The organism is Pseudoalteromonas sp. P1-9, assembly GCF_001399975.1.
In the GTDB taxonomy this organism is placed as follows: Bacteria; Pseudomonadota; Gammaproteobacteria; order Enterobacterales; family Alteromonadaceae; genus Pseudoalteromonas.
In genome coordinates, this window is sequence record NZ_LKBD01000016.1 from 84,089 (window position 1) to 97,184 (window position 13,096).

At 41.0% G+C, this 13,096-nt stretch carries 13 protein-coding genes; 4 read left to right on the forward strand and 9 right to left on the reverse strand.

Going from position 1 to position 13,096, the window contains the following annotated elements; genetic code table 11:
- The first annotated feature begins 69 nt into the window (after positions 1-69).
- Positions 70-924: a bifunctional methylenetetrahydrofolate dehydrogenase/methenyltetrahydrofolate cyclohydrolase FolD gene (gene folD, locus AN214_RS11680; RefSeq protein WP_054979886.1), complete on the forward strand. Its 855-nt coding sequence runs from the start codon at positions 70-72 to the stop codon at positions 922-924.
- Between the two features lie 68 nt (positions 925-992).
- On the opposite strand, the gene cysS is transcribed toward folD, so the two are convergent.
- Positions 993-2,369: a cysteine--tRNA ligase gene (gene cysS, locus AN214_RS11685; RefSeq protein ID WP_054979887.1), complete on the reverse strand. Its 1,377-nt coding sequence runs from the start codon at positions 2,367-2,369 to the stop codon at positions 993-995.
- A 141-nt stretch (positions 2,370-2,510) separates the two neighbouring features.
- On the opposite strand from cysS, the gene AN214_RS11690 reads away from it, so the two are divergent.
- The gene (locus AN214_RS11690; RefSeq protein ID WP_054979888.1) at positions 2,511-3,005 is read left to right on the forward strand and encodes a peptidylprolyl isomerase; all 495 of its coding nucleotides are present in this window, start codon (positions 2,511-2,513) and stop codon (positions 3,003-3,005) included.
- A gap of 44 nt (positions 3,006-3,049) precedes the next feature.
- Positions 3,050-3,775 (forward strand): UDP-2,3-diacylglucosamine diphosphatase, encoded by a 726-nt coding sequence (locus AN214_RS11695; protein WP_054979889.1) that lies wholly within the window; start codon positions 3,050-3,052, stop codon positions 3,773-3,775.
- A 24-nt stretch (positions 3,776-3,799) separates the two neighbouring features.
- Here AN214_RS11695 and miaE read toward each other — a convergent pair whose 3' ends face one another.
- A complete protein-coding gene (gene miaE, locus AN214_RS11700; protein ID WP_054979900.1) occupies positions 3,800-4,576 on the reverse strand; it encodes a tRNA isopentenyl-2-thiomethyl-A-37 hydroxylase MiaE in 777 nt (258 codons plus the stop codon).
- 262 nt (positions 4,577-4,838) lie between these two features.
- On the opposite strand from miaE, the gene AN214_RS11705 reads away from it, so the two are divergent.
- Complete coding sequence (locus AN214_RS11705; RefSeq protein WP_010559663.1) at positions 4,839-5,441, forward strand: Yip1 family protein; 603 nt, start codon at positions 4,839-4,841, stop codon at positions 5,439-5,441.
- A 92-nt stretch (positions 5,442-5,533) separates the two neighbouring features.
- Here AN214_RS11705 and purF read toward each other — a convergent pair whose 3' ends face one another.
- The 7 genes from purF to AN214_RS11740 form a co-directional block, all read right to left on the reverse strand.
- Complete coding sequence (purF, locus tag AN214_RS11710; protein ID WP_054979890.1) at positions 5,534-7,054, reverse strand: amidophosphoribosyltransferase; 1,521 nt, start codon at positions 7,052-7,054, stop codon at positions 5,534-5,536.
- Between the two features lie 26 nt (positions 7,055-7,080).
- Positions 7,081-7,569 carry a CvpA family protein gene (locus tag AN214_RS11715; RefSeq protein ID WP_010559661.1) on the reverse strand — a complete coding sequence of 163 codons (489 nt, stop codon included), beginning with the start codon at positions 7,567-7,569 and terminating at the stop codon, positions 7,081-7,083.
- Positions 7,570-7,629: 60 nt separating this feature from the next.
- On the reverse strand, positions 7,630-8,280 hold the full coding sequence (locus AN214_RS11720; RefSeq protein ID WP_054979891.1) for an SPOR domain-containing protein: 651 nt from the start codon (positions 8,278-8,280) through the stop codon (positions 7,630-7,632).
- Positions 8,281-8,282: 2 nt separating this feature from the next.
- The gene (gene folC / locus AN214_RS11725; protein WP_054979892.1) at positions 8,283-9,551 is read right to left on the reverse strand and encodes a bifunctional tetrahydrofolate synthase/dihydrofolate synthase; all 1,269 of its coding nucleotides are present in this window, start codon (positions 9,549-9,551) and stop codon (positions 8,283-8,285) included.
- A 29-nt stretch (positions 9,552-9,580) separates the two neighbouring features.
- Positions 9,581-10,456 carry an acetyl-CoA carboxylase, carboxyltransferase subunit beta gene (accD, locus tag AN214_RS11730; RefSeq protein WP_010559658.1) on the reverse strand — a complete coding sequence of 292 codons (876 nt, stop codon included), beginning with the start codon at positions 10,454-10,456 and terminating at the stop codon, positions 9,581-9,583.
- Between the two features lie 132 nt (positions 10,457-10,588).
- The gene (gene truA, locus AN214_RS11735) at positions 10,589-11,380 is read right to left on the reverse strand and encodes a tRNA pseudouridine(38-40) synthase TruA (RefSeq protein WP_054979893.1); all 792 of its coding nucleotides are present in this window, start codon (positions 11,378-11,380) and stop codon (positions 10,589-10,591) included.
- A 100-nt stretch (positions 11,381-11,480) separates the two neighbouring features.
- The coding region (locus AN214_RS11740) for a FimV/HubP family polar landmark protein (RefSeq protein WP_327077694.1) at positions 11,481-13,096 on the reverse strand (1,616 nt) is incomplete at its 5' end.

Sequence of the window (13,096 nt, forward strand, 5' to 3'; positions counted from 1 at the left end):
GCTATTGTTTAAATTCATGAGAAAATGCGCCCCACTCCACACTTTAGTATCTTATATGTAGGTTTTTTAATGTCAGCAAACATCATTGACGGCAAAGCAATTGCAAAACAAGTTAGAACATCTGTTGCAGAACGTGTAGCAGAACGTAAAACACAAGGACTACGCGCCCCCGGCCTAGCGGTTGTGTTAGTAGGTCAAGATCCTGCTAGTCAAGTTTATGTTGGCTCAAAACGTAAAGCATGTGAAGAAGTGGGTTTTGTGTCTAAGTCGTTCGATTTACCGGGTGATGCAACACAACAGCAACTACTCGATTTAGTAGAACAGCTAAACAATGACTCAGAAGTTGACGGTATCTTAGTACAGCTGCCGTTACCTGAAGGTTTAGATGCAGAGCAAATCTTAGAAGGAATTACACCACATAAAGATGTTGATGGCTTCCACCCTTATAACGTAGGTCGATTAGCACAGCGTATGCCTGCGCTTCGTCCATGTACGCCTAAAGGTATTATTACATTGCTTGATTCAACTGGCGTTAAATACAAAGGTATGGACGCAGTAGTTGTTGGTGCATCTAATATTGTAGGTCGCCCAATGGCGTTAGAATTGTTACTTGCTGGTTGTACAACAACCGTTTGTCATAAGTTTACTAAAAACCTTGAAGAGCATGTTCGCCGTGCCGACTTAGTTGTTGTGGCAGTAGGTAAAGCTGAATTTATTCCTGGTGAGTGGATTAAAAAAGGCGCCATTGTTATTGATGTAGGTATTAACCGTCTAGAGTCAGGTCAATTAGTGGGTGATGTGGCATATGATGTTGCCGCTGAAAACGCCAGCTTTATTACCCCTGTACCAGGTGGTGTTGGCCCAATGACAGTGGCAAGCTTAATTGCTAACACGCTTGAAGCATGTGAGACATATCACAGCTAGAGTTTAGAGTTCACTCTAATAAAAAAGGTTGCCGTGGCAACCTTTTTTATTATTAATAGCTTAAATCGTTAAGCTTTACGCCACGTTGTTTTACCTGCGCTATCCTCTAGCACAACACCCATAGCGGTTAGCTTATCACGGGCTTCATCTGCTAGTGCCCAGTTTTTGTCAGCACGTGCTTGATTACGCTGTAAAATCAGCGCTTCAATTTCTGCTACTTCATCATCAGCTTGTTCGCCTTGCAAAAAGCTTTCAGGATTTTGCTGTGCGATACCTAGAATTTCACCGAGTGTTTTAAGAATAAATGCAAGTTGACCAGCTTGGTTCGCATCTTCATCTTTTAAACGGTTAATTTCTTTTGCCAGTTCAAAAATAACAGGTAGTGCTTCAGGCGTATTGAAATCATCATTCATCGCAGTGTTAAAGCGTGCTACATAGTCATTTTCAAGTGAAGTTTCGACCACCTCAACACCACGAAGTGCAGTATAGATACGCTCCATTGCTGCACGCGCTTGTTCTAAATTCTCGGTTGAGTAATTTAGCTGACTACGATAATGACCGTTAATTAAGAAAAAGCGTACCGATTCACGGTCATACTCTTTCAGTACATCACGCAGTGTAAAGAAGTTGCCTAACGACTTAGACATTTTTTCTTTATTTACTTGTACCATGCCAGTGTGGATCCACGTATTCACATACTTTTCACCGGTAGCGCAGCATGACTGGGCAATTTCATTTTCATGGTGAGGGAATTGTAAATCTGAACCACCACCGTGAATATCAAAATGCGCGCCTAAATGCTTGTTGCTCATTGCTGAACACTCAATATGCCAACCTGGGCGGCCTTCACCCCACGGACTTGACCATGATGGTTCGTCTACTTTGGCTTTTTTCCAAAGAACAAAATCAAGTGGATCGTCTTTGCCTTCAGCAACGTCTACGCGCGCACCTGCTTGCAACATATCTAAATCTTGCTGCGACAGTGAACCGTACTGCTCAAAGGTTGATACATCGAAAAGCACATCACCATTGCTTGCTACATAGGCATTCTTTTTTTCAATCAAACGTTCAATCATCTCAATGATTTCATCCATATGACCGGTTACTGTTGGCTCGATATCAGCGGGCAACATATTCAGCGCATCAAAATCTTCGTGCATCGCTTTGGTCATACGTACGGTTAGCGCATCAATTGCTTCACCATTTTCGTTTGCACGTTTAATAATTTTATCATCAACGTCTGTGATATTACGTACATAAGTAACATCAAAGCCACTGTGGCGAAGAAAACGATTCATCACATCAAACGACACATATGTGCGTGCATGACCAACGTGACAGTAATCATAAATGGTGATACCACACACATACATGCCTACTTTGCCAGCTACAAGTGGTTTAAAGGCTTCTTTTTGTCGTGTAAGTGTGTTGTAAATCTGCAACATTTATAATTTCCTCTATGTTTGCGCATACTAAAGCCGCATTTTAACATGGTTGTGGTTTACGGATAAATCTTTCTTTGTTCTATTACCAGATATTTTATAAAATAGCCTGACACTTATTAAAAACTAACAGTTGGAATAAACATGGTTACTATTAAAACCAATTTTGGCGACATCAAAATCGCTTTAAATGCAGAAAAAGCACCGAAAACAGTAGAAAACTTTATTAACTACGTAAAATCGGGTTTTTACGACGGTACTATCTTTCACCGTGTTATTGACGGCTTTATGGTTCAAGGTGGTGGTTTCACTGCTGACATGGAACAAAAAGACGTACAAGCACCAATTGAAAACGAAGCAAATAACGGCCTAGAAAACAAAGTAGGCACGGTTGCAATGGCGCGTACGCCAGATCCACACTCAGCAACAGCACAGTTTTTCATTAATGTGAACAACAATGACTTCTTAAACTTCACTAGCGAAACATCGCAAGGTTGGGGTTACTGTGTATTTGGCGAGATTGTTGAAGGCATGGACATCGTAGAGAAAATCAAAGCAGTACCAACAGGTAGTTATGGTTTCCACCAAGACGTGCCGCTTGATTCAGTTGTGATTGAAAGCGCAACTATCGACGCTTAATAAGCATATTTGCCTCGGGTAACTGGGGCAAATTCTTACCTACTATGAATAAAACCTACTTTATTGCAGATCTGCACTTAAGCGACGACACCTCCTTGATCAATCAAGGCTTTTTTAACTTTATAGATAACTTAAAGCAGAACGCAAAATCGGTAGATGCCCTGTATATTTTGGGTGACTTTTTTGAAGCCTGGATTGGCGATGACAATCAAACAGCACTCAATCAAAAAGTTGCCAATGAATTAAACGAATTGAGTCAGGCAGGGGTAAAACTCTATTTTACCCATGGTAATCGCGACTTTTTAATTAAAAAGCGCTACGCCAAAGCCTGCAATATGACGCTCCTGCCAGAGCAAACAATCATTAATTTATACGGCACGCCAACGCTAGTTTGTCATGGCGATGAGCTCTGCACCGACGATATCGAATACCAAAAATTCCGTAAAAAGAGTCGCTCTTGGTGGTGGCAAACATTAATGCTTAATTTACCGCTCAGTTTTCGCCAAAAAAAAGCGGCTAAGATTCGTGCGCACAGCAAACAATCAAAAAAAATGAAGTCACAGGCCATTATGGATGTTAACGAGCAAGCTGTGAGTGACATCTTTACTAAATTTAACGTCAGCCAGATGATCCACGGCCACACTCACCGCCCTAATGTACATAAGTATGATAATAATAAAACGCGCTATGTACTTGGCGATTGGTATACTGATTTATGGTATATCGAGGCATCACAACAAGGCATTAAACTGATTAGTGAGCCTTTATAAAATGTAACACAATCAAAAAGAGCGCTAACTGCGCTCTTTTGGTTTTCCACTGTGAAATTTAAAATCATCATCCGGTGATGAAATAAGTTCGGCTTCTATTTCACCGAAAAACTTTACGCGATCGGAAATATCTTCTCCGGCAACTTGCTCTGCAAGGGCCAGATAATCTTCATAATGACGCGCTTCTGAGCGAAGCAATGAAATATAGAACTTACACAGTTCATCATCTAAGTGTGGTGCGAGCTTGGCAAAACGCTCGCAAGAACGTGCCTCAATGTAAGCGCCACAAATCAGTTTATCTACCAAAATCGCAGGCTCGTGAGTACGTACATGAGTCATCATGCCTTTAGCGTAACGGCTTGCCGTAATATTTTCATAATCAATACCACGAGCAGCCATTATCTCTAATACTTGGTAAAAATGATGAAGCTCTTCTTTAATTAGCAATACCATTTTATCAATTAAGTCTTGACCAAAGTTAGAGTCACTCTTTGGAACAATTTCTTTACTTAATTTGTAATGTTCAGCCAAGGATTCAAGCGAACCTTCTTTTTTATAGACAAACTTCTCGTATGGCTGAAACCATTCAAGTAAGGCTTCGCCACTTTTTTTGTCTGCGGCATATTTACGAATTAACCACATAGCCGTTTGCCCAGCTTTTAATTCACAAATTAAATGATCGAGTAATAAAACCGGTAAGTTTTCTGCTTTTTTGGCTTCAGTGATCCATTCATCGGGAGTTTCACACTGTAAAAACTGATAAATGGGCGCAAGTAGTTCCTGATATTTCGCTAGACTCATATCTATGTTAGACAAAAATGAATAATAATTAATTTTATCATAACAACTTAAACTAAGTCTTGATTCTTCTTGCACCGCCTTTGCTTAGATTGATCTTTATCAGATTTCAAAAGCAACCTTAAATTATATTTCTTGACATTTTATTAACAATAACCAATAAGTAGTAGTGAGCTTGTTTAAAAAAACAACAAACGCTAAGTGATGAATTTGAAGTCAAAAACCACATTAGCCAATCCGTGTAGGGTAATACAAGGAACACACTATGATATTAAATCATCTTTGGGGCTTATATGCTCACCCAAAAGAAGAATGGCAAACAATTGATGCTCGCCACGAAAGCTTTGGATACAGCATGTCACATATTTTACTGATTGCTTTAGTACCAAGCATTATGGGGTATTTTTCATCGGTTTACTTAGGCTGGAGTGTTGGCGTAGGCGACCGGATTTTCTTAACTGAATCAAGCGCAATGCTACTTGCTATATCAATGTACTTCGCCCTCATTGCCGGCGTATTTACACTCGCCTACCTAGCACATTGGATGGCAATTACGTTTGGTGCAGAGCCAAGTTATACACAAACACTTGAGCTTGCCGCTTACACTTCAACACCTATTTTCATGTCGGCACTAGCGGCGGTATATCCAGAGCTATGGTTTATCGTGATTGTGGGTTGTGGCGCGGTCGCTTACTCAGTCTACTTATTGTATACCGGCGTACCTATTTTAATGCACATTCCTGAAGAGCGAGGCTTTATTTACGCAAGTTCAGTAGTGACCTGCGGTTTAGTGTTACTGGTGATAATTCTTGCGGCAACCGCGATTATGTGGACATCGGGTTTTGGCCCTATGTTTACATCGGGCTAAACCCAATAAATTCCTATTTCCAGCAAACTATATAGTTAAAAAAACAAAAAGGAGCTAAATAGCTCCTTTTTTATCGATTTACTTCTTAGAAATTATTCACTCGCATCTTGGTTATGCAATTCTAAACCCGATGACATCGCTGATTCGCGACCAGATTTAGCTGCATCATTACGCAGTGCATCGATACGATTTAAATAAGCTTGGTCAATATCACCTGTAACATAGTTACCATCGAATACAGATGTTTCAAAATTAGTAATTTCAGGGTTTTCTTTGCTTACTGCACTAATAAGATCAGGCAGCGATTGATAAATTAGTCCATCTGCACCAATGCTTGCATTGATGTCTTCAACTTCGCGGCCATGCGCAATCAGTTCTTGCGCTGATGGCATATCAACACCATATACGTTAGGGAAACGAATTTCCGGTGCTGCTGATGCGAAATAAACATTTTTAGCACCTGCTTCGCGCGCCATTTCAACAATCTGTGCCGATGTTGTACCACGTACAATTGAGTCATCTACAAGTAATACGTTTTTACTTTTAAACTCTTGTGCGATGGCATTTAGCTTACGGCGAACCGATTTTTTACGCATTTCTTGACCAGGCATAATAAAGGTACGACCGATGTAACGGTTTTTAACGAAGCCCTGACGATAAGGAAGCTCAAGTACGTTTGCCATTTCTAGTGCGATATCACACGAAGTTTCAGGAATTGGAATAACAACATCAATTTCTTTGTCAGCCCACTCGCGTTTTACTTTTTCACCTAGTTTAGTACCCATGTTTACACGTGCAGCGTAAACCGAGATTTTATCGATTGTCGAATCTGGACGTGCAAAGTATACAAATTCAAAAATACATGGGCTGTATGCTGCATTTTGTGCGCAATGTTGTGAATGTAGCTGACCGTCTTTTGATACAAAAATGGCTTCGCCTGGCGCAACATCACGAATAAATTCAAAACCACAAGCATCTAGTGCAACGCTTTCTGATGCAAACATGTACTCAACACCCTGCTCAGTTTCGCGTTTACCAAATACAAGTGGACGAATACCGTTAGCATCACGAAATGCAATCATACCGTGACCGATAATCATCGCAATTGACGCGTAACCACCAACAACTTTGCTATTTACCGTTGTTACTGCAGTGAATACATCTTCAGGCGATAGCTCAAGTTTATTCGGCTTGGCTAGCTCATGCGCTAAGATGTTAAGTAAAATTTCAGAGTCTGACGTCGTATTTACGTGACGCATTGCTGTTTTAAATAAGTCTTCTTTTAACGCTTCTGCATTGGTTAAGTTGCCATTGTGCGCAAGCGCAATACCGAATGGCGAGTTTACGTAGAACGGTTGTGCTTCAGCTGAGCTCGAAGAACCTGCCGTTGGGTAACGAACATGACCAATACCCATATCGCCTTGTAAACGCTTCATATGGCGTGTGTGAAATACATCTTTCACTAGGCCATTGTCTTTACGTAAGCTAAAGGTGTTATTGTCAATGGTAATAATACCCGCCGCATCCTGACCACGGTGTTGTAAAACGGTTAAACCGTCATAAAGAGTTTGATTTACCGGGGTAGTTCCGACGATACCAACGATACCACACATGAGAAAAATCCTCGCCTGATAAGGGGTTATTGAGTTAAGAAGCTTGAATTATCTTCGAGGTATTCAAAAAACCATTCGATAATAAAGCTAAACTCTGGAATTAAACTTGAACTACTCCACCAGTCTTTACTTGGGGCACTGGTGAAAGCATCGAGAAAAAATAATAGTGCACTAATTATGAGCACGCCACGCAATGCGCCAAACACTAAACCAATAATTCGGTCTGTACCTGATAAACCTGTGCGCTGAACGAGTTCTCCAAGTACATAATTCACTAAACTGCCAACAATCAAGGTAGAGAAAAACAAGATTGCGATTGCAGCGCCATTACGTACTAGGGGTTCGGAGATAGTGTCAGCAAGGAAGACGGCGAGATGTTCATAAAACATGCTTGAGATAAAAAAGGCAGCGATCCATACAGCAAGCGACATTGCTTCTTTAACAAAGCCGCGCATCAAACTTACTAAGGATGAAAGTCCGATGATACCCAAAATGGTGTAATCTACCCAGATCATATTAACCTGCCCTTTTATGTTTCGCGCGCATTTTATATAAGCTTACGCCTAATTGCCAGCTCAATTTGTGATTTCAAATTGTGTCACTCGGCCATTCAGCTTGGTTAATTTTTTCAATTGGGGTAATTGTGATTCTAACTTTTGCTTATCAAGCTCAGGCCCTACAAACACTTTTGTTAGTGTGCCTGATGGGGTTTTAATCGGTTTTGTAAATGCGGTAAAGCCCGCACCTTTAAGCTTCGCTAGTAACGATTCAACGTTCGCTTTATGCGAAAAACTACCTAATTGAATCACCCAAGCGAAATCCTCAAGATTACTTTTTTCAGGTCGTTTAACCGCAACTTTTGGTTCAACCTTAGTATCGTTCACTGTTGGTGTTTCACCTAAATCAACCGTTGCGACTTTCTTTTCTTCCGTAAACTCAGCTTCATTTTGCGCTTTTTCAACCAAATCAATATTGAATGGCGAATTTTCGCCTTCATCGATTGCGGCTTCTTCAATCACTGGCGTACTTGGCAATGACTCGCGTGCAAGCACTTGATCTGGTTCTGGATCTAAATCGATAGCTTTAAATTCTGGGCGTTCAGGTATATCTTTAAACGTTTCGCGTTTTTGTACTTTTTCGCCATCTAATATATTAGGAATAAATACAATCGCCGCTGTTACAACAATAACCGTACCCACTAAGCGATTGATAAATTGACTATTCACCTTTACTCCTTATTTTGCCAAAACGCGATTGCATCAGCCACAGTGTAGAATGAGCCAAATACAATTAGCAACTGATCTTCGGTCATATTTGCTAAAACCGTTTGCAAGCCGCTTGCCACACTGTCATGAATTGTTGCGTTTGCCGTGTCCACTTCACTGTGTAATTGCTGTAATAAATTATCGGCTTTATCGCCTCTAAAGCACGTTAGATTGGCTAAATGCCATTGATCAATATTTGACTTAACCGCATTGAACACGGCTTTTTGATCTTTGTCTTGCAACATACCGGCAAGTGCAATAATCGTTTTTCCCTGTGCTTGAAATGTCGCTAATTTCGATGCTAAATATCGTGCCGATTCAGGGTTATGTGCAACATCTGCATACACCAGCGGCTGTTCGCTCAAGCATTGAAAACGTCCTTCAACCGTAAGGTTAGTCAATACATCACAAATGGTATTTTCATTTGGCAGCAAACCTAATGTGTAAAGCGTTGTAATCGCCGTTGCCACATTTTGCGCTGGAATATTCGGTACCGGTAAAGACAAAGTTAAATCGCCATTTTGGTATGTTAGCAAATCAGCTGTCAGTGCAAATGAATAGTTTTGCTGTGCCGCAGTTACCTGTGTGCCCAGCTCTTTTGCATATTGCCAAATAGAGCTTGGTATAGCCAAATCACCAACAATCGCAGGTGCATTAGCTCTGAAAATACCTGCTTTTTCGCGACCGACCAACTCACGTGTATCACCTAAGTATTCTTTATGGTCTAAATCGATAGTAGTAATAACAGAAGCGATAGGCTCTACAATATTAGTTGCGTCTAAGCGCCCGCCTAATCCTACTTCTAACAAAATGTAATCTGGCTGTTTTTGCTTAAATACTTCAAGTGCCGCCAGTGTACCAAATTCAAAATAAGTCAGACTAATATCACCACGCCCCTGCTCTAGCGCATGAAACGCTGCAACATGATCTTGGTCTGATAATTCCGAACCATTAATACGTACACGTTCGTTATAACGAATTAAATGGGGAGATGCATAAGTGCCAACTGAATAACCTTGAGATAGTAATAAGGCTTCTAAACAACGTGCTGTTGTGCCTTTACCATTGGTACCTGCGATTAAAATAACATTAGGAAGTGTGGTATAACCGAGCTTTTCACCGACCAGGCGAACGCGCGTTAAACCCATATCAATGTTTGAAGGATGAATACTTTCTAAATAACAAAGCCAATCATCTAGACTCGATGATTGGCTTGGTACAACATGTGTCATAGTGCAATAAGTTGCTAAATCAGTTTAGATTATGCAATTCTATGCTCTTGTTCAGTTGACGGCAAGTGCATATATTTCGCAACTAGGCGTGCAATGGTGTCACGCATTTCACGACGGTCAACAATCATATCAATTGCGCCGTGCTCTAAAAGGAACTCAGAACGCTGAAAACCTTCTGGTAACGTTTCACGTACTGTTTGCTCAATTACACGCGGACCGGCAAAACCAATTAGTGCTTTCGGCTCAGCAATATTAATATCACCTAGCATTGCTAATGATGCAGAAACACCACCCATAGTTGGGTCAGTAAGTACAGAAATAAACGGCAAGCCTTGCTCGCTCATTTTGTCCAGTGCAGCACTGGTTTTTGCCATTTGCATTAGTGACATAAGGGCTTCTTGCATACGTGCACCACCTGATGCAGAGAAACAAATTAGCGGCATTTTATGCTCTAAGCATTTGTTAACTGCTTCAACAAAGCGCGCACCAACAACCGATGCCATTGAACCACCCATAAATGAGAATTCAAATGCCACAGCAGCAACCGGTACACCTTTTAAGCGGCCAGTCATCGCAACAAGTGCGTCTTTTTCGCCACTTACTTTTTGTGCGCTTGAAATACGGTCTGAGTATTTCTTTGAGTCTTTAAATTTTAAAACATCTTTTGGCTCAAACTCTTGGCCAAGCTCTAGACGCTCACCGTCATCTAAAAACTGCTCAAGACGTTTACGTGCGCCGATACGCATATGATGATCACATTTAGGGCAAACATGTTGTTGTTTTTCTAGTTCTGCCTTGTAAACGATCGTGTCACAATCACCACATTTAGCCCAAACACCTTCAGGAATTTCTTTACGACCCGTAGACTTGGTTGTTTTTGGTAAGATTTTTTCTAACCAGCTCATTTAAATCTCTCTCACTGCTATATCTGCTTTGAACTACACAGAAAATTTTTGCAATTAAAACACTAATCGTGCGACTAAGGTATAAAAAACTGGTCTAATATGTCGCTAAATTGTGTTAATTAATCGGTTTTTTTATAAGCTATTTGGTAAAAATAGCGGCCCTGGATTCGATTTAGGTATTTCAAAATGTTCAGGATAATCCACTTCCACTAAATATAACCCACCAGGCTTTGCCGTTGCAGATGCCTGGGTGCGATCTTTAAGCGCTAATACGTGTTGCATCCACTCTGGTGGGTACTTGCCTTGGCCAATATCAATTAAACATCCGGCAATATTTCGTACCATGTGATGCACAAACGCATTGGCTTTAATATCAATCACAATAAAGTCGTTATAACGTTCAACATTTAAATGCAGAATGTTTCGAAACGGCGTTTTTGATTGACAATGCACAGCGCGCACCGATGTAAAATCTTGCTCGCCCAACAAATAAGGCGCAGCTAACTGCATTTGTTTTACATCGAGTGGGTGGTGATAATGACTAAGACCCGAACGTAAAATGCCTGGTCGATAAGTACTGTTATATATAATGTAGCGATAGCGTCTTGCTGTTGCGCTATAACGCGCATGAAAGTCTTCACTTACTTGTTTTGCCCAGCGAATTGCAATGGCATCCGGTAAGTTGGCATTCACACCGAGCGTAAACGCCACCATGGCTCTGTCAGCGGTGGTATCAAAATGCACTACCTGCCCTGTTCCATGTACACCAGCATCGGTTCTACCCGCACAAGTCACTTCTATTTTTTCGTTACAGATCTTTGAAAGCGCGTTTTCGAGCTCTTCTTGTACACTGTTTACGTGTTGTTGGCGCTGCCAACCACTGTACTGAGAACCATCATATTCTACGCCTAGAGCGACTCGCATGAACACTATTCCGTGAATTTGAAAAACCCTAATTATACCGAGAGCTTGCCTTGATACCAAGTATAAAAAAGCCCGCTATGCGGGCTTTTTCAAATTAAACTTAAGACAGTTGCTGTTTTAATGCAATCGCTTCGTCTTGTACTTCTGGCGGTCCGTCTTTGATCACTTCGTCAATAACTTTCAGCGCACTTTCTGAATCGTTAATTTCAAGGTACGCGCGGGCAAGGTCTAGTTTTGCAGAAAAGCCTTGGTTCTCGGTATCTACATCGAGCGAATCTTCCCCTGCCAGTAAATCGTCAAAATCACCTAAACCAACGTCCATATCAACATTTTGATAAGGCTCATTATCGACATCTAAGTCATCACTTTCGTCAAGCAGATCATCAATATCTAAATAATCTGATTCGGCAGTATCAATCTCTTCTACTTCAAACGGTTGCGCTTCTGACTTTTCATCAAGCAAAGAATCAAAATCTAATTCAAAATCTTTCTGAGATTCACTAGAAATAGGCTCAGGCTCAGCTAATTCATTCAACAAGCTGTCAAAGTCAGTGCTCTCTAGCTCATCGATTAGCATATCATTGCTATTGTCTAAGTCACTACCTAACAAATCATCATCAAGTAAGTCGTCATTTTCTGATTCTGTCGCTGATAAATCTTCTGTTGTAATGACTTCATCATTAATTGCTTGCGCTTGTTCAATTTCTGGTAACGGTTGCTCGTTATCAAACACTGGCGCATCCAATTCTTCAAGCGCTTCATCCAGTTCAAGTTCTGGGTATTCATCAAGCGTTTGACTTGGCGTATCGGCGCGTAATTGCTCGTCACTTTCAAATTGCTCAGACAGACGCTCATCTTCAGCACCGAGATCGACATCAATTGCTAATGGATCATCACCAAAATCAACATTTTCTTCAGATAGAATGCTGTCGTCGATGCCAATATCAAGCGCGTCATTAAGATCATTCTCTAATTCATCGTCGCTTAACGATTCACCATCAGGAAAAGCCATATCTTCAAGCAATTGCTCTGACTCAAGCGTATCCGTTACCTCATCACTTTCTACTGATTCAGTCTGCTCAGCTATTTCAAGGGGCTCATCAAGCGCATCTAATAATGCATCGTCACCATCAAGTGCATCGAGTAACGCTTCATCTGCTGTTTGCACGTCAGATGCAGATTCATCAAGCATCGATAAATCATGCTCGGCCGTTTGCTCAGTTAAATTTTCGAAGTTGTTAGCATCAATATCCGTTAAATCAGACTCAAGTGCGTCAATATCTTCTGAGGCTGTTGGCTCAATTGCATCAAGTTCATCGAACTCGTCTAACGCCTCTTCATTAGATACAGGTGAATCATCTAATGATTCTTCAAGTGACTCTTCAACTGATTCTTCTACAGGCTCGTCTAATTCTTCAGAGATGATTTCGTCTTCAAGGGCTGCAGCTTCATCGTTTACATCATCAACATCAATTTCAGCTTCACTAGACGCTTCATCAGATTCAAGCGCTTCTATTTCATCCGCTTCAGGCTCAATCGCATCAAGTTCATCTAATCCCGCTAACGTCTCTTCACTTGATGCAAGTGAATCATCCAACGACTCTTCAAGTGCTTCATCTAGCGATTGTTCGAGAAATTCTTCTACTGGTTCGTCTAACTCTTCAGAGATTATTTCATCTTCAAGGGCAGCTGCTTCAACGTTTACATCAGCAACAT

Excerpts from the sequence above, each read along its gene's own strand:
- folD (WP_054979886.1), top strand. The coding sequence starts at position 70 with ATGTCAGCAAACATCATTGACGGCAAAGCAATTGCAAAACAAGTTAGA.
- cysS (WP_054979887.1), bottom strand. The coding sequence starts at position 2,369 with ATGTTGCAGATTTACAACACACTTACACGACAAAAAGAAGCCTTTAAA.
- AN214_RS11690 (WP_054979888.1), top strand. The coding sequence starts at position 2,511 with ATGGTTACTATTAAAACCAATTTTGGCGACATCAAAATCGCTTTAAAT.
- AN214_RS11695 (WP_054979889.1), top strand. The coding sequence starts at position 3,050 with ATGAATAAAACCTACTTTATTGCAGATCTGCACTTAAGCGACGACACC.
- miaE (WP_054979900.1), bottom strand. The coding sequence starts at position 4,576 with ATGAGTCTAGCGAAATATCAGGAACTACTTGCGCCCATTTATCAGTTT.
- AN214_RS11705 (WP_010559663.1), top strand. The coding sequence starts at position 4,839 with ATGATATTAAATCATCTTTGGGGCTTATATGCTCACCCAAAAGAAGAA.
- purF (WP_054979890.1), bottom strand. The coding sequence starts at position 7,054 with ATGTGTGGTATCGTTGGTATCGTCGGAACTACCCCGGTAAATCAAACT.
- AN214_RS11715 (WP_010559661.1), bottom strand. The coding sequence starts at position 7,569 with ATGATCTGGGTAGATTACACCATTTTGGGTATCATCGGACTTTCATCC.
- folC (WP_054979892.1), bottom strand. The coding sequence starts at position 9,551 with ATGACACATGTTGTACCAAGCCAATCATCGAGTCTAGATGATTGGCTT.
- accD (WP_010559658.1), bottom strand. The coding sequence starts at position 10,456 with ATGAGCTGGTTAGAAAAAATCTTACCAAAAACAACCAAGTCTACGGGT.
- truA (WP_054979893.1), bottom strand. The coding sequence starts at position 11,380 with ATGCGAGTCGCTCTAGGCGTAGAATATGATGGTTCTCAGTACAGTGGT.